The sequence below is a fragment of the Sphingobium psychrophilum genome (assembly GCF_012927105.1).
Taxonomy (GTDB): Bacteria; Pseudomonadota; Alphaproteobacteria; order Sphingomonadales; family Sphingomonadaceae; genus Sphingobium; species Sphingobium psychrophilum.
In genome coordinates this window covers 1-22,762 of sequence record NZ_JABBFV010000003.1, presented here as the reverse complement: position 1 = coordinate 22,762, position 22,762 = coordinate 1, and the positions used below count along the sequence as shown (strand labels likewise).

Genomic DNA, 22,762 nt, shown 5'->3' with positions numbered 1-22,762 from the left:
TTTTGTTTCCCGTCAACCGCCAGCGGCTGGGCTGTTTTGTCCACCCCTTATGCACCCGGCAACAGCTTGAAAAGGGCAGGACATAAGCGCATGGACCGGCCATGACCTTGTTTCCTTTCAGCCGTTCCGCGCCCCCCGTCCCGCGCCCGGCCGCGCCCCGTCCTGCCGCGATCGCTCACTGGTTGCTGGTCGTGGCGCTGCTGGTCTTCTGCATGGTGGTGGTGGGCGGCATCACCCGGCTGACCGAATCCGGCCTTTCGATTACCCAGTGGAAGCCGATCACCGGCGCCATTCCGCCGCTGACCCATGACCAGTGGATCGAGGCGTTTCGCCTATATCAACAAATTCCCGAATATCAGCAGATCAACCGGGGCATGACCCTGTCCGATTTTCAGTTCATCTTTTTCTGGGAATGGGCGCACCGGCTGCTCGGTCGCCTGATCGGCGTCGCCTTCGCCCTGCCGCTGGTCTGGTTCGCGGCGCGGCGGGCCATTCCGAAGGGCTACGGCGCAAGGCTGGTCGCCTTGCTGGCGCTGGGCGGGTTGCAGGGGGCGATCGGCTGGTGGATGGTGAAGTCTGGCCTGTCGGTGCGCACCGACGTCAGCCATTACCGGCTGGCGGTGCACCTGTTGACGGCGCTCTTCATCATCGGCGGGCTGGTATGGACCGCGCTTGATCTGCGCGCGCTTGCGCGGTCGCCGCGCGCGCAGCCAGCCGCGCTGCGCCCCTTCGCTCTGGTCGTGCTGCTGGTGCTGCTGGTCCAGTTGATGCTGGGCGCCTTCACCGCGGGGCTGGACGCGGGCTATGTGTCGAACACCTGGCCGCTGATGAACGACCATGTCGTGCCCGAAGGCATCCAGTGGCTGGGCTCGCTCTGGGCCACGGTGTCGAGCGATCCCTATCTCGTCCATTTCCTCCATCGCTGGTGGGCGTGGGTCGCCGCGGTGGCGCTGATCCTGCTGGCGCGGCGGGCGAAGCAGGCCGGGCAGCGGGGCGCGTCGATCGCGATCAATGCGGCGCTGGGCACGCAGATCCTGCTGGGCATCGCCACGGTTATCAGCGGCATCGCGCTGCCGATCGCCGTGCTGCATCAGGCGGTCGGCGCGCTGCTCGTGGCCGCCGCCGCCTGGGGCGCCCATGCCGTGGGTGCGCGCCGTTGAGGGGGCTGCTTGCCGTCGCGCTTATCGCCTTCAGCCAGCCTGTAGCGGCGCAGGGCATCGCCATCCCCTTCGCGCCGCCGACGGACAGCGCGCTGGTCTATCGGATCGAGCAGCATCGGCCGGTGGAAGGCACCACCCGCCGGTTCAGCGCCATCCGCGACCTGCGGTTCGAACGGGCAGGCGAAGGCTATATCTTGCAAGCGACGTTGCGGGACATCGACAGCGATGCGCCGGCCGCCGGGGCCGAACCCTATCGCGCCGCGCTGACCCCGCTGGTCGGCGTCGAGCTGCGCTTCCGGCTGGACGGGCAGGGGCGGATTGTTGGCGTCGACGATATCGATGCAGTCTGGAGCGCGGTGCAGGCCGGGATCGACGCGATGCTGGCCAAGTTCGCGCCCGATAGCCCTCGGCACAAGGCGGCTGCGAATGTAAAGGCGCTGTTCGCCAGCTTGTCGCCCGAGGGCCGGCTCGCGCTGCTGGCGGGCGAAGTCCAGCCGCTCTTCCTGTTCGCAGGCAGTAGCGTAGAGGGTGGCGAGGGGCGCGGGCTGCGCACCGTGGCGGGATCGCCGCTGGGCCGGCCGGTGCCGGTCGAAGGCACGCTGCGAGTCGTCGGGCAACCGGCCGATGCGCTGGACCTGGAGGAGAAGCTGGCCGGGGAGGGCGTGCAAGTCGGCATCCATTATCGCCTGTCGCGCACCAGCGGGCTGGTGGAAACGCAGCAGCGCAGCCTGGCCGTGGGATCGCTCGCCCTGACCGAAAGCCGGACGCTGACCCCGGCCAAATGAGAGACGGTATTATTTTACCCGTCAGCAAAGCGGCCGAATCTCTTGACTTGTCGGGCCTCACCCGTCATTAGCGCCCCACTTCCGGGTGTCGGTGACGGCACCCGGTTTCATTTTATTCTGGAGTATTGGCACCATGAAGGCGCTGATGAAGACCACCAAGCCGGCGACCCCGGCAACGGTCGAAAAGAAGTGGATCCTGATCGACGCCGAAGGCGCCGTTGTGGGCCGTCTCGCTTCGACCGTCGCGAATATCCTGCGTGGCAAGCACAAGACCAGCTTCACGCCCCACGTCGATTGCGGTGACAATGTCATCATCATCAACGCGGGCAAGGTCAAGTTCACCGGCAAGAAGCTGACGGACAAGATCTATTACAAGCACACCGGCTATGCCGGCGGCATCAAGGAAACCACGCCTGCCAAGATTTTGGAAGGCCGTTTCCCAGAGCGCGTGCTTGAAAAGGCTATCGAGCGCATGATCCCCCGTGGTCCGCTGGGCCGCCAGCAGATGCGCAACCTGCGCGTTTTCGCCGGCACCGAGCATCCCCACGAAGCCCAGAACCCTGAAGTGCTCGATTTCGCATCGCGCAACCGCAAGAACAAGGTGGGTGCATAATGTCCGATAACCGCCAGTCCCTGTCCGACCTCGCGCAGATCGCGGCCGACGCCGCTGCCGCGCCGGTCGCCGCACCTGCCGCTGCTGCGGCAGCGCCCGCCGCCGCCGAAGGTGAAGACGTCGTTGCTGCGCCGATCGCGCCGCCGGTTTCGACCATGCCGCTGCGCGAACAGGAAATCGACAATCTCGGTCGCGCCTATGCGACCGGGCGTCGTAAGGATGCCGTCGCCCGCGTGTGGGTGAAGCCCGGCACCGGCAAGATCACGGTCAATGGCCGCGATCAGGAAATCTACTTCGCGCGTCCCACCCTGCGTCTGGTGATCAACCAGCCGTTCGGCGTGACCGACCGTAGCGGTCAGTATGACGTCATCGCCACCGTCAAGGGCGGCGGTCTGTCGGGCCAGGCCGGCGCGGTCAAGCATGGCATCGCCCAGGCGCTGACCAAGTACGAACCGGCGCTGCGCAGCGCCGTCAAGGCCGAAGGCTTCCTGACCCGCGACAGCCGCGTCGTCGAGCGTAAGAAGTACGGCAAGGCGAAGGCGCGCAAGAGCTTCCAGTTCTCGAAGCGCTAAGCTTTTCGAACAGCCGAAAACAGGAAAGGGACCGGTTTACGGTCCCTTTTTTGTTGCTCGGATGACAAAGGGGCGGGCTATTCCGCGCGCGGCACCGCCACCTCGACCGCGCCCGGCGCGATCTTCACGGTCACCGGCGTTTTCGCCAGCACTTCGCCGTCGATCGATATGCGCTGGCGCGGATGGGTTTCGATCCTGAACGATTTCCCATGAAATTCCTCGGTATGGGCGTTGCGATCGCGCAGCTTGAAGAATTTAGCGTACCAGTCCCAGGCAAGGCGCGGCTTGCTGCGCCCGACCACCGCCTGGATCACGATTTCGCCGGTATCGACATCGGCATGGTCGGACAGTTCGACCCCGCCATGATAGGGACCGTTAAGGATGCGCACCTCGGTCGACCACATGCGGCGCTGATTTTCGCCGTCATCAATGGTCAGGCGGAAGGCGCGGAATCCGACGGAGCATTTGACCGCCCACATCAGATAACCGATCCGCCCGAGATAGCGTTTGAGCTTGTGCGGCACCGTTTGGCCGATCTGCGGCGATAGGCCGAGTGCGGCCGCGTTGACGAAATAATCGCGCTCGATCATGCCCAGGTCGACGCGGCGGCGCTGGCCCGTTGCGATCGCCTGTACCGCGCCCTCCAGGTCGAGTGGCAGGCCCAGCGTGCGGGCGAAGCTGTTTGCGGTGCCCAATGGCAGCACGCCGAACACGCAATCCTTGCCCACTAGTTCGTCCACCGTGCCGGACATCGAGCCATCGCCGCCGCCCACGATCACCATCGGTGCGCCACTTGCCACCGCCTCTCGCACCATCTGCGCCATCTTTTCCGGTTCTTCGACCGCATGGGCGGCGATCAGGCGGACGCCCGCGGCCTCCAGCTTCTCTTTCGCCTGCGCAAAATTATCCTGCCCGCGGCGGCTATGGGCGTTGACGACCAATATGGCGTCCTTGGGGAGTGGTTTCGTTTCCATGCCGCAATAACTCCGCCAAATCGATTTCGGGTGCATCGAAATGCTTAGGGAAACCATAGGCCATGGATTCGTTACCCTGACATGGCTCGCATCGCACATCTCTCCGACATTCATTTCGGCGCCAACGATCCCAAGATCGTAGATGCGGCGACCGCCTGGCTGGAGGAACGCCGCCCCGACCTTGTGGTCATCAGCGGGGACTTCACCCAGCGCGCGCGGGTCGACCAGTTCAAACAGGCCGCAGCCTGGTTGGGGCGGCTAAAGGCCGCGGGGCTGAAGACGCTGGTCATTCCGGGCAATCATGACGTGCCGCTTTACGATGTGGTGCGTCGCTTCACCCGGCCGCTCGCGCGCTACAAACGCTATATCAGCAACGACCTGTGCCCCTTTTACGAGGATGCGGAGGTGGCGATGCTGGGCCTCAACACCGCCCGGTCGCTGACGATCAAGGACGGACGGATCAACCACGCGCAGATGGACATGCTGCGCGACCGCTTCGCCAAGGTCGCGCCCGACAAGACCCGTATCCTCGTCACCCATCATCCGCTCTTTTCCATGCCGATCGGTCGGGGCGGAGAGTTGAGCGAAGCGGTCGGCCAGCATGATGATGCGGTCAAGGCCGCGTGTGAGGCCGGCGTGCATCTGGCGCTGGCCGGCCATTTCCATCGCACCTATGCACAGGCGGCGCGCAAGATGGTGGAAAATAGCGGCGGCGCGCTGGTGATCCAGGCCGGCACCGCGACATCGACCCGGCTACGCAATGCCGAACCGCAAAGCTTCAACTGGCTGCATGTGCGGCGCAACAACGAGATGGAGTTGCAGGTAATCGTGTGGGACGGCGCGGCATTCCGGCGTGCGAGCCATGTGGAATATCGTCGTCAGGATGAAGAATGGACATCGCGCGCTGTCGATGAAGCACCGGTGATCGGCGAACTGGCGCTGGGTTCTGCGACCTGATGCCCGCCAACGGACTATATGCGACTGCAACGGTCTGACATCTCAAATCCAACATACTGATCGGAATATCATGACGGAAAAAATAGCCCTCGTCGTCGGCGCAAGCGGGATCGTGGGCGGTGCTACCGCTGCGCTTTTGGCCGCCGAAGGATGGACGGTGCATGGTCTGTCGCGGCGACCGACAAGCCAGGCGGGCGTCCTGCCTGTTGTCGCCGACCTTCAGGATGCCGAGGCGACGGCGACCGCGCTCGCTGATATCCGCCCTGATGCGGTGTTCATCACCACCTGGCTGCGGCAGGATAGCGAGGCGGAAAACATCCGGGTGAATGCCGCCATGGTGCGCAACCTGCTCGACGGCCTTCGCCCCGGCGGCAGCACGCGCCATGTCGCGCTGGTGACGGGCCTCAAACATTATCTCGGTCCTTTCGAAGCCTATGGAAAAGGCGTGCTGCCGCAGACCCCGTTTCGCGAAGAACAAGGGCGGCTGGATGTCGAGAATTTCTATTATGCTCAGGAGGACGAACTGTTTGCCGCCGCCGAACGCGACGGCTTCGGCTGGAGCGTGCATCGTCCACATACGGTCATCGGCAAGGCGGTCGGCAATGCGATGAACATGGGCACGACGCTGGCCGTCTATGCGACCCTGTGCCGCGAAACGGGGCGTCCCTTCCGCTTTCCCGGCTCTGCGGCGCAGTGGCATGGGTTGACCGACATGACCGACGCCATTGTGCTGGCGAAGCATCTGCTATGGGCCACGCAAACGGCGTCGGCGCGCAATGAAGCCTTCAACATCGTCAATGGCGACGTGTTTCGTTGGCAATGGCTGTGGGGCCGCATCGCCACGTGGTTTGGGCTGGAGGCCGCGCCGTTCGATGGCGAAGTCCTGCCGCTGGAACGGCAGATGGCACACGACGCGGCGATATGGCGCCGGATCGCCGAACGCGACGGTCTGGTCGAAACCGACATCACCCGCCTGGCGTCCCCCTGGCATACCGACGCCGATCTGGGTCGTCCGATCGAAGTGGTGACCGACATGTCGAAAAGCCGCCGAATGGGTTTCACAACCTATCAGCCCACAGATGATGCGTTCTTCGCCCTGTTCGAACGCCTCCGTGCCGACCGCCTCATTCCTTGAGCGCGTGCGAAGGGAAGGGTCACGCCTTCCCTTTCAGCGCCGCCGCCAGCGACATGGTTGCGCTGCCGCGTCGGGCCGGTCCCGCCTGGCTCGGATCGGGTTTCCAGCCTGACAGATAGACCAGCGCCATCTGTTCCGCGGTGCGCCCGTCCGGGTCGGCGGCGTCGGCGAAATGCCCCGCCGCGCGCATCAAGATGTCGCGCGTCAGCGTCGGTGATCGGGTCGCCAGCGCATTGCCCGCGCCCATGAAGCGCAGGTCGTGCATCAGCCGCACCACATCGCCATAACGGATGGCCAGCATCTCGCCGTCCGCTACCGGCATGGCGAAGCCCGCGCGGCTCAAAAGGTCGCCGGCCGATCGCACATCGACCTGTGGATGAACATGCTGGCCGGGCCGGTCGCCCTCGGCCGCGAGCAGCGCGGATTTGAGGCGCGTCAGGCTGCCTGCGCCGGCAAAGGCCGCGAGCATCAATCCGTCGGGGCGCAGCACCCGCCGCATCAGGATCAGCGCGCCGGGCAAGTCGTTGACGCTGTCCAGCGTGCCGCAGGCGATCACCAGATCGAAACTGTCGTCGGCGAAGGGCAGGGCGTCCTCATCCGCCTGCACGCCGCCCGTGGCTTTGGCCGCCAGGAAGCCGGGATCGGTGCAGGCGACGCGCTTGCCCATCGCTTCCAGCGCCGCCTTCGCGCTGCCGTCCGGGCAACCGATCACCAGCGCTTCGGGCAAATCGCGCTGCACGTCTGTCAGGCGATCGAGCAGTTCGTCCAGCATCGCGCGATAGAGAAAGTCGTGATCGGCGAAAGCAGGCAGCATCCGGTCGCGCTGGCGCGCGCGGCGGGCTCGGTCGAAAATGTCGGGACGGGATTCCATGGCGGGCCTTGTGCATCGGGCGCGAAGTGCGGACAAGGCAGATGATGTCGCTTCTCCCGCTTCTCAAGGGCGTTTTGCAGCCCGCGGTCGATTATGCGCTGCCGCCGCGCTGCCCCGGTTGCGGTGCCATCGTAGGCGAGGATTTCGCCTTCTGCCTGTCCTGCTGGAGCGGGATGGAACTGCTGGGCGACCCTTGCTGCGCCCGATGCGGCGCACCTTTCCCGCATGACATGGGCGCGGGGGCGGAGTGCGGCGCGTGCATGGCCGACCCGCCGCCCTGGGATAGCGCGCGGGCGGTGCTGGCCTATGGCGATGTGGCGAAGACGGTGGCGTTGCGGCTGAAATATGGGCGGCGCATCGGCTTGGCGCGGTTGATCGCGCGGCAGATGCTGCGCCATGTCGGGCGCGAGGAGGCGCTGATCGTGCCGGTGCCCTTGCATCGCTGGCGGCTGTGGCATCGGGGCTTCAATCAGTCGGCGTTGATCGCGGACCATCTGGGGCGGCTGACCGGCTGGCCGGTGGAGAAGCATGCCCTGCGCCGGGTGAAACGGACCGCGCCACTGCGGGGGATGAATCCGGCGCAGCGGGCGAAGGCGGTGCGCGGTGCGTTTGCGCTGGCGGAAGCGCCTGCGATCAGGGGGCGGCGCGTGCTACTGATCGACGATGTCCATACCAGCGGGGCGACGGCGGCGGCCTGCACGCGGGCGCTCAAGCGCGGCGGCGCAGGTGAGGTGCGGCTGCTCTGTTGGGCGCGCGTGCTGCCGGACGCGGATGTAGAATGAGGCACGGCGATTGACAAAGCCGCGCGTTCCCCCAATTTCAGGGCGATCTTATGTGTGTCGCGATTTCCGGGCCGGCGGATGTGCCATCCGCCTCGAAATCGCTCTGAGGAGCTATCATGGCGAAAGTCGAAATCTATACGAAGGCCTGGTGCGGCTATTGCGCCCGCGCAAAGGCGCTGCTGACCGACAAGGGCGTCGCGTTCGAGGAATATGACATTACGATGGGCGGCCCCAAGCGCGACGAGATGCTGGAGCGCGCGCCCGGCCGATCTACCGTGCCGCAAATCTTCATCGACAGCCAGCATATCGGCGGCAGCGACGATCTTGGCGCGCTGAACCGTGACGGCAAGCTGGACGCATTGCTGGGCCTGTGAGCGACAATATGCGCGCCGCCCTGTTCCAGATGACCAGCGGGATCGATCCCGCCGCCAACGCCGCCGCCATCGTGGACATGGTGAAGCGGGCCAAGGGTGAGGGCGCGGACATGTTGTTCACGCCTGAAATGGCCGGATATCTGGACCGCGACCGCAAGCGCGCCGCGGATACGCTGCGGAGCGAGGCGGATGATGTGGTGCTGGCCGCCGTGCGCGAGGCCGCAGCGCGCGAGGGGTTGTGGGTGCATATCGGCTCGCTGCCGCTAAAGGATGAGCGGGCGGACGGGCGCTGGGCCAATCGCAGTTTCCTGATCGACGACAGTGGCGCCATCCGGGCGCGCTACGACAAGATCCATCTGTTCGACGTCGATCTGGCTACCGGCGAAAGCTGGCGGGAATCGTCGGTCTATGGGCCGGGCGAGCAGGTGGTGGCGGCCGATACGCCTTGGGGCCGGATGGGCTTTTCGATCTGCTACGACATGCGCTTCCCCGATCTCTATCGCGCGTTGACCAATGCTGGCGCGACGATCCTGCTGGCGCCCGCCGCTTTCACTGTGCCGACGGGGCAGGCACATTGGCATGTGCTGCTGCGCGCGCGCGCGATCGAGGCGGGTTGCTACGTCATTGCGACGGCGCAGGTGGGGACACATGCCGATGGCCGGATCACCTATGGTCATAGCGTAGTGATCGATCCCTGGGGCGAGGTGTTGCTCGATATGGGCGAAACGGCCGGGCTGGGGCTTGCGGACCTTGACCTGACGCGCATAGGGGATGTGCGCGGGCGCGTGCCGGCGATCGCTAACCGCCGTGTGATGCCGAAGGATGTGACTGTTTCGTGATCGTGTTCGACCTCAAATGCGCAGGCCAGGGCCATGTGTTCGAAGCCTGGTTCGGGTCCAGCGCCGATTATGAGGATCAAAAGGCGCGCGGCCTGCTCGCCTGCCCGCTATGTGGCGACGGCGATGTGACCAAGGCTGTGATGGCCCCGGCAGTGGGCGCGAAGGGCAATAGCCGCGCGGTCGCGATTCGCGAGAAAGCTGGGCGCGAGGAACCCGCGGCGCCAGCGATGAGCGGCGCGGATCAGGCGAAGATGAAGGCGCTGGTCGAGGCGCTGGCCACCGCCCAAAGCAAGGCGCTGGAGGACAGCACCTGGGTCGGCCGCGGTTTCGCCGAGCAGGCCCGCGCGATGCATTATGGCGAAAAGGACCGCATCAGCATCCATGGCGAGGTCGCCCCCGCCGAAGCCAAGGCGCTGATCGCGGAAGGAGTGGAGGTGGCGCCGCTGCCCTTCCCTGTTATCCCGCCGCAGTCCAAGAATTGAGCCATTAAATTGACGGCCGAGAATTGACCGGGCTCTTCGCGCGCAATAGAGCCATCGCCGGGCACCCGTAGCTCAGCAGGATAGAGCATTAGATTCCTAATCTAAGGGCCATGGGTTCGAATCCCGTCGGGTGCACCACCTTCCCCCTTATCGCGAACGCCGCACCGGGCAGATGGTGATCGCGCCCAGCAGCGCAAAGCCGCATCCGACCACGTAAAGCACCGCATAATCGTCGCCGCTTGCGCTGCCGATCGCCAGGATGATCGGCGCGATGGCGGGGGCGAGCGACTGGGGCAGGCTGTTGGCGATCTGGAACACGCCCATATCCTTGGCGCTGTCCTCCGGCCGGGGCAGGATGGCGGCGAGCAGAGCGAGGTCGACCGCGAAATAGAGGCCTTTGCCAATCCCGGCCATTGCGACGCCGACCAGGAATTGCGGCACGGAGGGGGCAAAGGCGATCGTCAGGAAGCCCGCTGCCTCCAGCGTCGCGGCGAGGAAGACCAGCGGCTTGCGCCGGCCGGTCCAGTCGGTGATGAAACCGCCGATCAGCGAGATCGCGATGGTCGCCGTCGCAATGATCGCCATCGACTTGACCATGACCCGCATGGCTTCCCCGCGGGGGAGCGACAACTGGTCGGTCAGGAAGAAGAGCTGGTAGGTCAGCAGGAACGACCAGGCCATCATGATGAGGAAGCGGCTGGTAAAGGCCCAGCTGAAGTCCCAGTCGCGAAACGGCGCGCCGATCGCGCGGAGCAGGGCGAGCGGGCCAAGGCGGCGGTGATCGTCGCCCCCATCTTCCAAACGGATTTGGGCCGGGCGATCGGGCAGGATCAGGCACAATGCGCCGATCGCGGCGACGGTGATGGCGAAGGGGGCGAGGAACATCAGCAGGGACGATCCCTGCGTATATTGGGTGATCCAGCTGCCCGCGAACGTCCCCATGGTCGATGTCATGCCCAACATGCCTGCGACCCGACCCTGCCAGCGCACCGGTATGACGTCCGGCAGTATCGGCAGGCAGCCCGCCTGCATCGCGTTGAAGCCGGCCTGACAAATGATCCAGCCCAAGCCCAGCAGTAGCAGATTGGGGGCAAGACCCAGCAGCAACAGGCCAGCGCCCGCGACCACCAGTCCGCCCACCAGCCATGGCCGCCGACGCCCGAAGCGGCTGCGCGTCCGGTCGGACAACGCGCCACAAACGGGCGTGGCGACCAGCGCGACAAAACCGCCGATCGCCAGGATGATGCCCAGCCAGCGGCCCTTTTCCGCCTCGCTCGCAATGTCGCCGACGCGCAGCGCCAGCGTCATCACCACCGGCGTCAGCAGCGCGACCCAGATGCCGAACTGTGCCAGCACATAGATGGCGATAAAGCCAATCGACACGGTGGGGCGGGTGGCTTCTGGCAAAGGGGATGCTGTCATCGACGCGAACTTTCAGAAGGGCCGGCGGGCCAGTATCAGGGGTGGTAGGTCTTACCTTCGGCCTCGGCCTTCGCCTTCGCGGGGCTGTCGGCGAACAGGTCGTTCATCTTGGTCGGCAGGTTGGGTTGCACATACCAGTCGGCCGGGAAGTCGGCAGCGTGGGGACCATCGATATTGCGGTTCACCAGACCCGAACTGGTCTTGCGGGTATAGGGAACGACATGCGCGCCCTTGCTGTTGCCCAACTGGTCGAACAGCGCCTTGCGCAAGGTGATCTTGGTATCCAGCCATTTTGGATCTTCGATCAGATTGTGCATCTCATCGGGATCACTCTTGAGGTCGTACAGTTCCTCCAGATCCCAGACGCCATGATATTGGATATATTTCACCCGGTCGCGCTCGATCGCGAAGGTGGTGGGGGTCTGGGGGAAGCTCCATTCCCAATAATATTCATAGACGAAATCGCCTGGATTCCACGCCTTTTCATCGATCTTGCCCTCGGCCACAGGCAGGAAACTCTTGCCCTCCATCTGTGCCGGTTTGGCGACATGGGCGATGTCGAGGAAGGTCGGCGCGAGGTCGAGATTGCGCACGACGGCCGGGTTGGTCACGCCCTTGGGCACCATGCCTGGCGCCCATACGATCATCGGCACGCGCACGGACGGTTCATAGGCGTTGCGCTTGTCGATCAGCCCATGTTCGCCGATCATGAAGCCATTGTCGGAATAGAAGACGACCATCGTATTCTTGTCGAGATGGTTCGTCTTGAGATAAGCCAGGATGCGACCCAGGCTCTCATCCACGGGCGACAGGGTGCGATAATAGTCGCGGACCTGCTGCGTCATGGGATTGTTGGTGTGATAGGGGAAGTCCGCACCATGCCAGCTGTTGCGCTGGTTGCGTACCCACATCGGCTTGCCCGCGTTGTTTTCCGGCGTGTTCGCCATGCTGGCGGGCAGCTTGATGGGCAGGTCGCTATATTGCGTCTTAAACCGGTCCGGCGGCAGCGGGTCGCTATGGACCGCCTTGTGGCTCAAATAGAGGAAGAAGGGCTTGGACTTGTCACGCCCTTTCTCCAGCCAGTTCATCGCATAATCGGTCAGTTCGTCGGTGATATAGCCGGTGCGTTTAACCGCCGCGCCATCGACGTTGAGCATCTGGCGATCACCGGCGGCGATCTTTTCGGGCGATAGCTGTTCGGTCGGGAAATAGGCGCCTTGCCCTTTGAAGCTGACCCATTTGTCGAAGCCGGGACGGGGGGCGTCAGTATCGAAACCCATATGCCATTTGCCGAAGAAGCCGGTCTGGTAACCCGCCTGTTGCAGATATTTGGGGAAGAAGGTCAGCCCTTCCTCCGAGCTGTTATTATTATCCACGACGCCATGATTGCGCGCGGTCTGGCCGGTCAGGATGGTGGCGCGGCTGGGCGAGCAGAGCGAGGAGGTGACGACGGCATTGGGGAAATAGACGCCATCCTTGGCGAGCCGGTCGATATTGGGCGTCTGAAGGCCGGGCGTCAGGAAACCCATCGCATCATAACGCAGATCGTCCACCAGCACGAAGATCATGTTGGTCGGCTTTGGCTGAGGCGCGTTCGCCGGCTTGGCCAGCGCGGCTGGACCCAACAAGGTGCAGGCGGCGATCATGGCGGCGTTCAGCGCGCGGCGGGCGTTTTTCATGGACGGGTTCCCTTCTTGTCCCGAATGATGCAGCGAAAGCCGATATGGCTGGTCGCACTGTCCACCGCCTGCGCATGGCGGGCGGCGGGGCGGTAGCGCTGGCAATAATTGGCGGCGCATAGATGCGACCCGCCTTTCAAGACTTTGCGCGGGATGGGGATGTCGGGCGTGGCCGGGTCCAGGCTCTCACGCTTCGTGCCGCCGCGCGGATTGGCGGGGACGCAGCAGCTGCCTTTGGCCTTGCGTTCGATCCGGGGCTGGGCGAACCAGTCGGTCGTCCATTCCCAGACATTGCCGATCATGTCGAACAGGCCATGGCCGTTGGCGGGATAGGTGCGCACCGGCGACGTGCGCTCATATCCGTCCGCCAGCGTGTTGCCATAGGGGAAGGCGCCCTGCCAGTAATTGGCCAACATCGCCCCACCGGGCGCCAGTTCATCGCCCCAGGCATAGTCCGCATCGTCCAGGCCGCCGCGCGCGGCATATTCCCATTCCGCCTCGGTCGGCAGCGCCTTGCCCGCCCATCGGGCATAGGCCTCCGCATCTTGATAGGCGACATGGACGACCGGATGATCCTCCAGCCCATCGATCCGGCTGTCCGGGCCATGGGGATGGCGCCAGTCCGTGCCGACGCTGAACTGCCACCACTGGCTATAGTCGTCGAGCGACACCGGCCCACCAGTGCGCTGGAAGAGGAGCGATCCCGCCTGCGCCATCGCCGGGTCCATGCCCGGATAGTCTTTGGGGTCGGGCGCGATCTCGGCCAGCGTGACATGGCCGGTTGCCTCCACGAAGCGGGCGAAGTCGCGGTTGGTGACCGGTGTTTCGTCGATCCGGAAGCCGTCCACCTGCACGCGGCGCGCTGGCGCTTCTTCGGGATAGAATCGATCCGACCCCATCAGGAAAGCGCCGCCGGGCAAGTGGATCATGCCGTCATTCACGGCTGGCAGCCGCCTTGAGCAATAGGCCCGCGCCGCGCGGATAGGCGGGCGGCGGGCCGTCATCGGGCAGGTCGGGGCTTTGCGCCTCGACATCGGCCATGGATCGGGGGAGCGAGAAGGGCAGGCGGCCCTTCGCCACGGCGCGGCCGGTCACGACATCCAGCACCGCCGCGTCGCTGGCGCCGAAGGTGACGATAAGGGCGCGGACCATCGGCTCGATCGCGGTCAGGATCGCAGGGCGGTCCATCTCTACCGCGACGATCGTGGGGACATGGGCGGAGGCGCGGGCAATCGCCTGCACATTCTTGTCGTCGGCGCGGAAATCCAGCCGCCCTTCATGCTGGCGCGCGCCAAAGAAATGATGCGGATGCAGCGTTTCGAACGGGGTGGCGGTGCGGACCAGCGCGATGTCGGCCTGCGCCGGATCGTCCACTACCACGAAACCCGCCGCCCGCGCGGCGGCGGCATCGACATTGTGCAGCCAGATACGCTTGCCCGGAGCGACCGGCAGCGTGGCGCGATCGTTGCGCAACAACACCTGGCTGGCGCGCTGAACGGCGTCGGCTTGCTGCTGCGCCTGCGGATTGCCGACGATCCGCGCCGCGGCGGCTTCATTGACATAGGGATTGTCGAACAGGCCCTGTTCGAATTTCAGGCGCAGCACGCGGCGGACGGATTCGTCTATCCGCGTCTCGCTGACCAACCCCCTGGCGACGGCGTCCAGTATCGGCGCAGGATCGTCCGCGCCACCAAACTGGTCGATCCCGGCCTCAATACCCTTCGCGAAGCGAGCCGTCTTGTCGGCCGTTTCCATGCCCCAGGGCGTGCCGATCGACGCGGGCGTCTGTGGGTTGGCGGCGTCGGGCGCGACGCAGGCCTGCGGGCAATCGCGGGTGATCGACCAGTCGGAGACGATCAGACCGCTATAGGCTTTCTCGCCGCGCAGCAGGCCGGTAAGCAACTGTTTGTTGAAACCAGCGGCCACCGGTTCGATCGGCTTGCCTGCAATCTTCGGACCGTGGACGATGACATAGGTCGGCATGACCCCGGCGCTGCGGACGGCCAGGCTGTCGTCGAAGGCGCGGACATGTTGGGCGAAGGCGGCGTCGCTCAGCTTGGCGTTGCGGCCGTAATAATTATGGCCGTCAAAGCCTTCCGGTTCCGCCCCGTATCCAACCCAATGTTTGACCACCGTGGCGACGCCATCAGGGCGGACGCCGGTGCGGCCATGCTGGAACCCCTCGACATAAGCGCCGGCCAAACGCGACACCTCGGCCGGATCGGACCCGAAGGTGGCGGCGAAGCGCGGCCAGCGTGGTTCGGTGGCAAGGTCGGCCTGCGGTGAGAGCGCCATATGGATGCCGACCGCGCGATATTCCTGCCGTGCGATGTCGCCAAAGCGGCGGACCGTGTCGGCATCGCCCAAGGCGGCAAAGCCCAGCGTATCGGGCCAGAGCGAGAAGCCGCCGCCGGTGGTGCTGGCACCCAAGGTCGCCTGAAAATGATGGCGCGGATCGGTGCTGATCGTGGCGGGAATACCCAGACGGCTCGCCTCCGCCAGCTTCTGCACGGCGTTATTCTGCGCGGCCAGTTCTGAAGGGGACACGACGAGGCGGGTGATGAAGCTGCTGATATGGCGCTCGTTCAGCAGCTTTGCCGTCGCATCCGCATCATAAACTTTACCGGCGAAGCCGATCGAGGAACCGGGCGTGGGTAGGGTGCCATGCAGCAGCATCCCGGCCTTTTCCGCCAGCGTCATCTGACCCAGCAGATCCTCGACCCGCGTGTCGATCGGCGCACGCACATCTTCATAGCGGTCGAGCCGGCCATTATGATTGAGGTCGCGCCAGTCCTTGTGCGGTGCCGCCGCGCCCCCCAGCGCCAGCACGAAAAGCGACGCCGCTGCGATCCTGCGCGGGCTTACCATGTCAATTGCTCCTTCCCGCAAAAGGCGTCGACCGGGCTGACCCCGGTAAAGGGCGCATCGCCGACCAGCCGCTCCACCAGTGCCGCCTGCACGGCGGGCAGGGAGGCATAGGCGTTGATATAGGTCGCGAAATTCGGCGCGTCATACAGATAATAGGGCTGGCCGAAGGAGACGAGCAGGGTCGGGATTTCCCTGTTGAACTGGATCATCGCGTTGCGCGGCCCGGCATGCAGCTTGGTGAAATCGAGGAAGATATGGCTGAGCGAAGGCGTCGCTTCCTGCCCGATCAGATAGAGGATGAGGTCGGTGTCGTCCGGCGTCGGCATGGCGTCGGCATCGAAGCTGCGGACGTGGAAACCCCGGCCCTCCAGTGCGCTGCGCAATGGCGTGAAGTCGCGGTCGGGCGCGCCGGAAAAGAAACTCGTGCCCTCGTCCGAGATGACGACGACGCGGCGATGCTGTTGCGGATCGATCGGCAGCAGGGCGGCGCGATCCTTGACCAGGGTCAGGCTGCCCGCGGCGGCGCGTGTTGCGGTTTCAAGATGGTCGGGCTGGCGCAACCCGTCGCGCACCCGGTCCAGCGGGGCGATGCGCTCGTCCAGTGTCATGCGGTGCAACCCCAGCTTCGCCTTCAGCGACAGGAAACGGGTGACGGCTTCGTTCAGGCGGCGCTCGGACAGCCGGCCTTCGCGCAGGCCTTTAAGCATCAACGCCATATCTTCGGCCGGGTCGCGGCTGAACAGGAAGACGTCGCAGCCATTTTCGATCACCGCTGGCACCGCCTCGGCGCGGTCCATCCAACTGGTGAGGCCGCCCATGACGGTGGCGTCGGACACGATCAGCCCCTGAAAGCCCAGCTCGCCGCGTAGCAACTCTTCGTTGAGCAGGCGGGAGACGGAGGCGGGCGCGAATGCCTGCGCACCGGACTGCGGCAGTTTTTCGCGGATATAGGCGGGAAGCGCAATATGCGCCGACATGATCGTCATCACGCCATCATCGACCAATGTGCCGAAGATGCGGCCAAAGGTCGCCCGCCACTCGGCCATGTCCATGTCGTTGACGCTGGTGACGAGATGCTGGTCGCGATCGTCCATCCCGTCGCCCGGCCAATGCTTGGCGCAAGCGGCCACGCCCTGCGCCTGCAACGCGCGGACATAGGCGCGCGCCTGGGCCAGGATGCGGTCGGGGTCGGACCCATAGGAGCGGGTGCCGACCACCGCATTGCGAAAGGCGCGATTGATATCGACGACGGGGGTGAAGGACCAGTTATAGCCCAGCGCCCGGCTTTCGCGCCCGACGATGGCCGCCAGATCGGCGCTCAGGTCCAGGTCGTCGCACGCCGCGATGCCCATCTGGTTGGGGATGGCGGTGGTGAAGGGATAGCTGACGGTGCCGCCCTCGATATCGCCGGACAGGATCAGCGGGACGTCTGACCGTTCGATCGCATGACGGGTCGCAGCCCAAGCCGCGTCCAGATCATGAGTCGGGAAACGATGGATGCCGCCAGGCGCATGGGCCAGCAGCCCTTCATTCTCTTCTGCGCTGTCATGGCGCGCTGACAGGACGAACAGTTGCGCGATCTGCGCCTCGACGCTCATCGCGTCGCGGGTGTTTTCCACCCAGGCCATGTCCTCGCGGGAGAGGGCGGGAGGACCGGCGCTGGGTGAAAGCGGAGAAGTCGGATTAGGAATGACGTTGCTCATTTCGGATCGCTGAAGGCGTCGTCGTAGCAGACGCGGCGACCAGAACCGCCGCGCCCGAAAGGATCAGAACTTCACGCCCAGCGTAGCGCCGAAATAGCGATCCGCATCCTTGTTGAAAGTGCCGACCAGATCGTAATTGCCGCCCAGGAAGGACGTGTGGCCGATGCTGGTCAGATAATTTTCGTCGAACAGATTCTTGACGAACAGGGTCAGGCTGTAACGGCCGTCAATCTGCTTCACGCCGATACTGGCGTCGACCAGCGTGTAGGCGGGTTGTTCCAGCAGCGGGTCCTGCTCGACCGAGAAATTCATCGCGCTCTGGAAGTTGACGCCCACCTGCGCGAAACCGGCATAGTCGGTGCCCGGGATCTGCGCCTCATAGCGGGGGGCGATGCTGATCTTCCATTTCGGGCTGACCGGCAGGGTGGCGCCGCGCAGATTCTGCGTCGGGGTGACGCCCGCCGCCGTGCGGTAGCAGACATTGATCGGCGTACCCGACATGATCGGCGCGGTGGCGGCGATCTGCTGTGGGCAGTTCAGGCCGTCGATGTCGATCGTCGCATCCGAATAGGTGACCGCGCCAGTCAGGCTGAAATGATCGTCGGGACGCACGGTCGCCTCGACCTCGAAGCCCTTGGTGCGCGACTTGCCGGCATTGGTGGACACGAACTGGACCACGCCCGACGAAAGGTCGGACCGGTTAGCCTGCACCTGCAAATTGGTATAATCGGCCAGGAAGAGCGCGGTGCTGAAGCTCAATACGCCATCGGCGGTGCGACCCTTGAAGCCGATTTCATAGGCGTTGACATGTTCAGGCTCCAGCACGGTCTGATCGGCCAGGTTGGTGGAGATTTCCATGTCATAGCCCAACCCCTTATAGCCGCGGGTATAGCTGCCATAAAGTTGCGCATTGCGGCTGAATTCATATTGCAGGCCCGCCTTGCCAGTGACGGCGGTGTCGCTGGCGCTGATCGAACCGCTGGTCGATGCATTGCCGGGGAAGATCACATCGCCCACCACGATAGGCGCGGTGCGAGTGCCGCTGTTGGTGCCCTTTTCATGCTGGACGCGCAGACCGCCGATCAGCTTCAGGCCGCCGGTAATGCGATAGTCGAATTGGCCGAAGGCGGCGATGCTCTCCTGCTTCAGGCGGACGTCGCTGCTGGCCGACTGCCACACGATGTTGGCGGGCGCGCAGGCTTCGCCGAAGGTGCCGGCGGTGCAGCGGGCGCGGCGGCGATCGAACGGCCGTTCGATGTCCGAATGCATGTAGAAGACGCCGGCGACATAATTCAGATCGCTATTGCCGTTGTTGGCGATGCGCAGTTCCTGGCTGAAGGCGGACAGGTCCACAATGCCATGGTTCTGGCTGAAATAGGCGTAAGTGGCGCCCGCGCCGACGAACAAAGGCACATCGCTGTTGATGCGCTCGATCGGCTGGTTCACGTCCAGATGATATTTCTGATAAGCGGAAATGGACGTGATGGTCGCAGCGCCCAGATCCCAGTCGGCCTGCAAGGAATAGGTTTGCTGATCGCTGTTGGACCGGGTGACCGTCTCGTCATTCAGCGTCCGGTTGTTCCGGGTGGCGTCGATCGGGCCGACGAGCGTTTGCAGATTGGGGTTGGTGATCGCGATCCAGGTCGATGCGCAGCAATCCGCATCGGTCTTGCGATATTCCGCCGCGAACAGCAGGTTCAGATTCTCGGTCGCATCCCATTCCAGCTTGCCGCGCACGCCCCAGCTTTTGGAGCCATTGTCCCAGCTGTCGGTGGCGATGTTGCGGGCGACGCCGCGCACATCGTTGTAAAAGCCGGTGACGCGGGCGCGCAGCGTGTCGCTGATCGGGCCGGACACGGTGCCGCGGGCGCGATATTCGCCATTTTCGGCGATCGTCGCTTCGGCGCGGCCTTCGAAATCGCGCGACGGGCGGGCGGTGGTGACGCTGATGACGCCGGCGGTCGCATTCTTGCCGAACAATGTACCCTGCGGCCCGCGCAGCACTTCGACCCGCTCGATGTCGGCCAGGTCGGTGAAGCCCTGGGTCTGGCGGACGGCGACGACGCCGTCGACCACGGTCGAAACGGAGGATTCGACACCCTGGCCGAACAGGGCGGTGCCGATGCCGCGGATGCGGAAGCTGCTGTTGGTCGGGGTGGCGCCCTGCTGGAAGGTCAGCGACGGCACGGCCTGGACCAGCGAGTTGCTGTCGTTGATCTGGCGATTGGCCAGCGTGTCGGCGCCCACGGCGGTCACGGCCAGCGGCACGTCCTGCAAACGCTCGGCGCGCTTTTGCGCGGTCACCACGATGTCGGAGCCGTCCATCGGCGGCGATTGCGGCGCGGCGTCCTGCGCCATCGCGGCGGCAGGGACCAGGGCGACGCCCAGGCTGAAAGCAGACACCGCGGCGCGGCGCATCATCATGGTCTTGGAAAAGCGCATATATCCTCCCCTGTCCGGCACCTGTATCGGCGCGCGGTCGTACAAAGTTAATCTCACCAGCGGTTGGCCGCTCGGTTGTAGCGTTAAATCTTCCTCGGCGGCGGCGAAGTCAATATAGAAATTTTAGCGCTACATTTTTTGGCGCTGATGCGGATTTTGTGTCACAGGGCATCGTAGAGGCATTTGCAACCGCCCGGAATATAGCGTTAAACATGCGGCTGCGGCGCAACCGTGTCCGTCCGTTCGCAAGGAGTTTTCGCATGGCCCGTTCGGGTCGCCGCGCCAGCCAGGCCATCACTATCCAGACCGTGGCGGAGCGGGCCGGCGTATCGGCCATGACCGTGTCGAATGTCCTCAACAACAGTCCGCGGGTGCGTGACAGCACGCGCGAGGCGGTTATGACGGCCGTGCGCGCCCTCAACTACGTCCCCAATATGGCGGCACGCTCGCTCGCCAGCGCCAGCGCGACGCGGATCGGGCTGCTCTATCGCAATATCGAAAACGCCTTTCTCAGCTCTATCCTGGTGGGGGCGCTGGACGCGACCAGTCGGCTGGGCGCGCAATTATTGCTGCGCCCGCTGGAAAGCGGCGACCCGAAAGAAATCGCGCAGCAGATGCAGGGGCTGGTGGAAAATGGCGCGCATGCGATCTTGATCGTCCCGCCCTATTGCGAAGTCGCCAACCGCCATGGCCTGACCACCGATTTCCCGGTGCCGGTCGTGGCGATGTCGCCAGGCGACGACCTGCCGGGCGATCATTGCGTGCGGATCGACGATTTTGGCGCGGCGCGGGACATGACCGCCTATCTGATCGGCTTGGGGCATCGGGACATCGGATTCATCCGCGGCGGCACCGGCCACCTTATCCACCGGACCCGGTGCGAGGGCTATCAGGCGGCGCTGCGCGATGCGGGGCTGCCCATCCGGCCCGACCTGATCGTCAGCGGCGACATGAGTTTCGAATCGGGGCTGGCGGCTGGCGCGATGCTGCTGGACCTGTCCGACCGACCGACTGCCATCTTTGCCAGCAATGACGACATGGCCGCCGCAATCGTCTCACTGGCGCATCGGCGCGGGCTGGATGTGCCGCGCGACCTGTCCGTGGCGGGGTTTGACGACACGCCGATCGCGGTAAAAATCTGGCCGTCGCTGACGACCGTCAAGCATCCGGGCAAGCAGATTTCAGCGCAGGCCGCCACCCTGGCCGTCGCTCTGGCGCGGGGCGGGGACGCCACCGCACGCGTGAACGACTATCTGGCGCATGAACTGGTGATCCGCGAATCGGTGGCAGCGGTTACAGCCACTTCAGCTTCTTGAACCGCGCATAGAGCAGCGAACAGACCACGCCGATCACACCCAGCACCACGAAATAGCCGTAGCGCGTCTTGAGTTCGGGCATATATTCGAAATTCATGCCGTAAATCCCCGCGATCGCGGTCGGCACGGCCAGGATTGCGGCCCAGGCGGCAAGCTGGCGGGTAATCTCGCCGGTGCGCTGCTGCTCCAATAGGTTGCTCGATTCGAACACGCTGTTCAGGATTTCGCGCAGATCGTCGACCATCGTCTGCACCCGGCGGACATGGTCGCGCACGTCGCTGAAATAGGGGCGGGCTTCGGGATCGATGCTGGGCAGGTCCATCTTCACGAATTTGGTCGCGACCTCCTGCATGGGCAGCAGGATGCGCTGGAAGCGGATGAGCTGGCGGCGCAGGCTGAAAATGCGGGTGATATCCTCGCGGCGCAGGAAATGGTCGATCATCTGCTGCTCCATTTCCAGCACTTCCTCCTCGATCCCCTCGATGATCGGCAGATAGCCGTCGACGATGAAGTCGAGGATGGCGTGCAGCACATAATCCACCCCCTGGGCCAGGCGGGACGGCACCGCCTCCAACTCTTCGCGCAGCGCCAGATGGGCGCGCGCCGACCCGTGGCGGACGCTGATGAGATGGCTGGGGCCGACGAAAAGGGCGGTTTCGCCGTAGCAGATGGCGTCACCCTCGACATGGGCGGTGCGCGCGACGACGAACAGCTGGTCGCCATAGATATCGACCTTGGGCAGCTGATTCGCCTTGATCGCATCCTCCACCGCCAGCGGATGCAAGCCGTGGGTGCGGGCCAGCGTCCCCATCTCCGCCTCGGTCGGCTCGGCAACGCCGATCCAGATAAATTCCGACTTGTCGGGCGCGCAATCGACCCGCTCGTCGATCGCCACAGGGCGCACCCGCTGGCCGTTGCGATAGAGATAGGCGGCGACAACGGTCATGCGCGTGTTTCCCTTTGGTTTCCGCCGCCTAGCAGAAGATAATGCGCACGTCCCGCGTTTCGACGCGCGCGTGCTTCACCGCATATGATTTTTGCCAAAGGGGGTGGCGATTGACTTTGGCATGACATAGTTGGGGCCGAAAGGGGCGCATGGAAGAACGCGCGGCACCGGCTTGGAGGGGGCAGGCCGCGCGAAATTTTGGAGTTGTGCCTTGCACATCATGACGATCGATTTCGAGGCGTCCTGTCTGCCGCGCCATGGCCGGTCCTTCCCGATCGAAGTGGGCATAGCCGATGGCGACAGGTCGCGCAGCTGGCTGATCCGGCCGCATGACGACTGGTCCGGCTGGGACTGGACCGCGGAGGCTGAGGCGCTGCATGGCCTGACCCGCGACCGGATCGTGCGCGAGGGGCAGCCCGCGGCGGTCGTGCTCGCTGAACTGGCCGCCGCGACGCAGGGGTGCCGGGTGGTCGCCGACAGCCTGATCGATCAATATTGGCTCGATACGCTGGCCGCCGCGGCCGGGGCACCGACGCCCTTCAAAATCCAGCATGTCGTGACCCTGTTCGATGAGCAGGGTGCGGATGCGCGGCGGGTCGCCGCCGCCATGGCCTTTGCCGACGGGCAGGGGGCGACGCGCCATCACGCGGCCGGGGATGCGCTGTGGCTGTCGGCGTTGATCGCACATATGCGCGGCGTTGCGACCCTGTCGCCCACGCCGCATTGCCTCACCCTTTTTGCTCCTGAGTGACAGGCCGTTGCCTCATCTAGAATGCTCCCGGCAACGGTCGGGAGGGAACGATGAGGAAGATGAGCATGGCAACGCGGAAAGAATTGATCGA

Annotated in this window: 21 protein-coding genes and 1 tRNA gene; 13 read left to right on the top strand and 9 right to left on the bottom strand. The window is 64.7% G+C overall.

What is annotated here, in order from left to right; all coding sequences use genetic code 11:
• Positions 1-101: 101 nt before the first annotated feature.
• The 4 genes from HHL08_RS05145 to rpsI all read left to right on the top strand — a co-directional run bounded on the left by HHL08_RS05145 (position 102) and on the right by rpsI (position 3,130).
• Positions 102-1,160 (top strand): COX15/CtaA family protein, encoded by a 1,059-nt coding sequence (locus HHL08_RS05145; RefSeq protein WP_169571421.1) that lies wholly within the window; start codon positions 102-104, stop codon positions 1,158-1,160.
• Positions 1,157-1,945, top strand: a complete 789-nt coding sequence (locus tag HHL08_RS05140) for a hypothetical protein (RefSeq protein ID WP_169571420.1) — start codon at positions 1,157-1,159, stop codon at positions 1,943-1,945. Before HHL08_RS05145 ends, HHL08_RS05140 begins: the two co-directional genes overlap by 4 nt.
• Before the next feature lie 133 nt (positions 1,946-2,078).
• Positions 2,079-2,558 (top strand): 50S ribosomal protein L13, encoded by a 480-nt coding sequence (rplM, locus tag HHL08_RS05135; protein ID WP_169571419.1) that lies wholly within the window; start codon positions 2,079-2,081, stop codon positions 2,556-2,558.
• The gene (rpsI, locus tag HHL08_RS05130; protein WP_169571418.1) at positions 2,558-3,130 is read left to right on the top strand and encodes a 30S ribosomal protein S9; all 573 of its coding nucleotides are present in this window, start codon (positions 2,558-2,560) and stop codon (positions 3,128-3,130) included. The genes rplM and rpsI overlap by 1 nt, the downstream gene beginning before the upstream one ends.
• 77 nt (positions 3,131-3,207) lie before the next feature.
• Here rpsI and HHL08_RS05125 read toward each other — a convergent pair whose 3' ends face one another.
• Positions 3,208-4,104, bottom strand: a complete 897-nt coding sequence (locus HHL08_RS05125; protein WP_169571417.1) for a diacylglycerol/lipid kinase family protein — start codon at positions 4,102-4,104, stop codon at positions 3,208-3,210.
• Between the two features lie 81 nt (positions 4,105-4,185).
• On the opposite strand from HHL08_RS05125, the gene HHL08_RS05120 reads away from it, so the two are divergent.
• The gene (locus HHL08_RS05120; protein WP_169571416.1) at positions 4,186-5,061 is read left to right on the top strand and encodes a metallophosphoesterase family protein; all 876 of its coding nucleotides are present in this window, start codon (positions 4,186-4,188) and stop codon (positions 5,059-5,061) included.
• Positions 5,062-5,131: 70 nt separating this feature from the next.
• Positions 5,132-6,196 carry an SDR family oxidoreductase gene (locus tag HHL08_RS05115; RefSeq protein WP_169571415.1) on the top strand — a complete coding sequence of 355 codons (1,065 nt, stop codon included), beginning with the start codon at positions 5,132-5,134 and terminating at the stop codon, positions 6,194-6,196.
• Positions 6,197-6,215: 19 nt separating this feature from the next.
• On the opposite strand, the gene HHL08_RS05110 is transcribed toward HHL08_RS05115, so the two are convergent.
• Positions 6,216-7,067 (bottom strand): class I SAM-dependent methyltransferase, encoded by an 852-nt coding sequence (locus HHL08_RS05110; protein WP_169571414.1) that lies wholly within the window; start codon positions 7,065-7,067, stop codon positions 6,216-6,218.
• Between the two features lie 41 nt (positions 7,068-7,108).
• Between HHL08_RS05110 and HHL08_RS05105 the strand changes: the two genes are divergently transcribed.
• From HHL08_RS05105 to HHL08_RS05085, 5 genes are all read left to right on the top strand, one after another.
• A complete protein-coding gene (locus HHL08_RS05105; protein ID WP_169571413.1) occupies positions 7,109-7,849 on the top strand; it encodes a ComF family protein in 741 nt (246 codons plus the stop codon).
• A 116-nt stretch (positions 7,850-7,965) separates the two neighbouring features.
• Positions 7,966-8,223: a glutaredoxin 3 gene (grxC, locus tag HHL08_RS05100; protein WP_169571412.1), complete on the top strand. Its 258-nt coding sequence runs from the start codon at positions 7,966-7,968 to the stop codon at positions 8,221-8,223.
• A gap of 8 nt (positions 8,224-8,231) precedes the next feature.
• On the top strand, positions 8,232-9,062 hold the full coding sequence (locus HHL08_RS05095) for a carbon-nitrogen hydrolase family protein (RefSeq protein WP_169571684.1): 831 nt from the start codon (positions 8,232-8,234) through the stop codon (positions 9,060-9,062).
• Complete coding sequence (locus HHL08_RS05090; protein ID WP_169571411.1) at positions 9,059-9,544, top strand: DUF1178 family protein; 486 nt, start codon at positions 9,059-9,061, stop codon at positions 9,542-9,544. Before HHL08_RS05095 ends, HHL08_RS05090 begins: the two co-directional genes overlap by 4 nt.
• 61 nt (positions 9,545-9,605) lie before the next feature.
• Positions 9,606-9,682, top strand: a tRNA-Arg gene (locus tag HHL08_RS05085).
• A gap of 9 nt (positions 9,683-9,691) precedes the next feature.
• On the opposite strand, the gene HHL08_RS05080 is transcribed toward HHL08_RS05085, so the two are convergent.
• The 6 genes from HHL08_RS05080 to HHL08_RS05055 all read right to left on the bottom strand — a co-directional run bounded on the left by HHL08_RS05080 (position 9,692) and on the right by HHL08_RS05055 (position 19,658).
• Positions 9,692-10,966, bottom strand: a complete 1,275-nt coding sequence (locus HHL08_RS05080) for an MFS transporter (RefSeq protein WP_169571410.1) — start codon at positions 10,964-10,966, stop codon at positions 9,692-9,694.
• A 35-nt stretch (positions 10,967-11,001) separates the two neighbouring features.
• Positions 11,002-12,645, bottom strand: a complete 1,644-nt coding sequence (locus HHL08_RS05075; RefSeq protein WP_169571409.1) for a sulfatase family protein — start codon at positions 12,643-12,645, stop codon at positions 11,002-11,004.
• The gene (locus HHL08_RS05070; RefSeq protein ID WP_169571408.1) at positions 12,642-13,574 is read right to left on the bottom strand and encodes a formylglycine-generating enzyme family protein; all 933 of its coding nucleotides are present in this window, start codon (positions 13,572-13,574) and stop codon (positions 12,642-12,644) included. The genes HHL08_RS05075 and HHL08_RS05070 overlap by 4 nt, the downstream gene beginning before the upstream one ends.
• Positions 13,575-13,578: 4 nt before the next feature.
• A complete protein-coding gene (locus HHL08_RS05065) occupies positions 13,579-15,513 on the bottom strand; it encodes a glycoside hydrolase family 3 protein (RefSeq protein ID WP_169571407.1) in 1,935 nt (644 codons plus the stop codon).
• Positions 15,507-17,141 (bottom strand): glycoside hydrolase family 3 protein, encoded by a 1,635-nt coding sequence (locus HHL08_RS05060; RefSeq protein WP_235954942.1) that lies wholly within the window; start codon positions 17,139-17,141, stop codon positions 15,507-15,509. The genes HHL08_RS05065 and HHL08_RS05060 overlap by 7 nt, the downstream gene beginning before the upstream one ends.
• A 138-nt stretch (positions 17,142-17,279) precedes the next feature.
• On the bottom strand, positions 17,280-19,658 hold the full coding sequence (locus HHL08_RS05055) for a TonB-dependent receptor (protein WP_169571405.1): 2,379 nt from the start codon (positions 19,656-19,658) through the stop codon (positions 17,280-17,282).
• Between the two features lie 260 nt (positions 19,659-19,918).
• Between HHL08_RS05055 and HHL08_RS05050 the strand changes: the two genes are divergently transcribed.
• The gene (locus tag HHL08_RS05050) at positions 19,919-20,974 is read left to right on the top strand and encodes a LacI family DNA-binding transcriptional regulator (protein ID WP_169571404.1); all 1,056 of its coding nucleotides are present in this window, start codon (positions 19,919-19,921) and stop codon (positions 20,972-20,974) included.
• Here the strand turns inward: HHL08_RS05050 and HHL08_RS05045 are convergent.
• Positions 20,952-21,920 (bottom strand): magnesium and cobalt transport protein CorA, encoded by a 969-nt coding sequence (locus HHL08_RS05045; RefSeq protein WP_169571403.1) that lies wholly within the window; start codon positions 21,918-21,920, stop codon positions 20,952-20,954. The genes HHL08_RS05050 and HHL08_RS05045 overlap by 23 nt on opposite strands.
• Before the next feature lie 220 nt (positions 21,921-22,140).
• Here HHL08_RS05045 and HHL08_RS05040 point away from each other — a divergent pair, with 220 nt between their 5' ends.
• Positions 22,141-22,671 (top strand): hypothetical protein, encoded by a 531-nt coding sequence (locus HHL08_RS05040; protein ID WP_235954960.1) that lies wholly within the window; start codon positions 22,141-22,143, stop codon positions 22,669-22,671.
• Positions 22,672-22,762: the final 91 nt, after the last annotated feature.

What these genes read in the sequence shown, in the direction of transcription:
- rplM (WP_169571419.1), top strand. Translation starts at nt 2,079, where the DNA reads ATGAAGGCGCTGATGAAGACCACCAAGCCGGCGACCCCGGCAACGGTC.
- HHL08_RS05070 (WP_169571408.1), bottom strand. Translation starts at nt 13,574, where the DNA reads ATGATCCACTTGCCCGGCGGCGCTTTCCTGATGGGGTCGGATCGATTC.
- HHL08_RS05050 (WP_169571404.1), top strand. Translation starts at nt 19,919, where the DNA reads ATGGCCCGTTCGGGTCGCCGCGCCAGCCAGGCCATCACTATCCAGACC.
- HHL08_RS05045 (WP_169571403.1), bottom strand. Translation starts at nt 21,920, where the DNA reads ATGACCGTTGTCGCCGCCTATCTCTATCGCAACGGCCAGCGGGTGCGC.
- grxC (WP_169571412.1), top strand. Translation starts at nt 7,966, where the DNA reads ATGGCGAAAGTCGAAATCTATACGAAGGCCTGGTGCGGCTATTGCGCC.
- HHL08_RS05080 (WP_169571410.1), bottom strand. Translation starts at nt 10,966, where the DNA reads ATGACAGCATCCCCTTTGCCAGAAGCCACCCGCCCCACCGTGTCGATT.
- HHL08_RS05065 (WP_169571407.1), bottom strand. Translation starts at nt 15,513, where the DNA reads ATGGTAAGCCCGCGCAGGATCGCAGCGGCGTCGCTTTTCGTGCTGGCG.
- HHL08_RS05115 (WP_169571415.1), top strand. Translation starts at nt 5,132, where the DNA reads ATGACGGAAAAAATAGCCCTCGTCGTCGGCGCAAGCGGGATCGTGGGC.
- HHL08_RS05060 (WP_235954942.1), bottom strand. Translation starts at nt 17,141, where the DNA reads ATGGCCTGGGTGGAAAACACCCGCGACGCGATGAGCGTCGAGGCGCAG.
- HHL08_RS05055 (WP_169571405.1), bottom strand. Translation starts at nt 19,658, where the DNA reads ATGCGCTTTTCCAAGACCATGATGATGCGCCGCGCCGCGGTGTCTGCT.
- HHL08_RS05110 (WP_169571414.1), bottom strand. Translation starts at nt 7,067, where the DNA reads ATGGAATCCCGTCCCGACATTTTCGACCGAGCCCGCCGCGCGCGCCAG.
- HHL08_RS05120 (WP_169571416.1), top strand. Translation starts at nt 4,186, where the DNA reads ATGGCTCGCATCGCACATCTCTCCGACATTCATTTCGGCGCCAACGAT.
- HHL08_RS05145 (WP_169571421.1), top strand. Translation starts at nt 102, where the DNA reads ATGACCTTGTTTCCTTTCAGCCGTTCCGCGCCCCCCGTCCCGCGCCCG.
- HHL08_RS05105 (WP_169571413.1), top strand. Translation starts at nt 7,109, where the DNA reads ATGATGTCGCTTCTCCCGCTTCTCAAGGGCGTTTTGCAGCCCGCGGTC.
- HHL08_RS05040 (WP_235954960.1), top strand. Translation starts at nt 22,141, where the DNA reads ATGACGATCGATTTCGAGGCGTCCTGTCTGCCGCGCCATGGCCGGTCC.
- HHL08_RS05125 (WP_169571417.1), bottom strand. Translation starts at nt 4,104, where the DNA reads ATGGAAACGAAACCACTCCCCAAGGACGCCATATTGGTCGTCAACGCC.
- HHL08_RS05075 (WP_169571409.1), bottom strand. Translation starts at nt 12,645, where the DNA reads ATGAAAAACGCCCGCCGCGCGCTGAACGCCGCCATGATCGCCGCCTGC.
- rpsI (WP_169571418.1), top strand. Translation starts at nt 2,558, where the DNA reads ATGTCCGATAACCGCCAGTCCCTGTCCGACCTCGCGCAGATCGCGGCC.
- HHL08_RS05095 (WP_169571684.1), top strand. Translation starts at nt 8,232, where the DNA reads ATGCGCGCCGCCCTGTTCCAGATGACCAGCGGGATCGATCCCGCCGCC.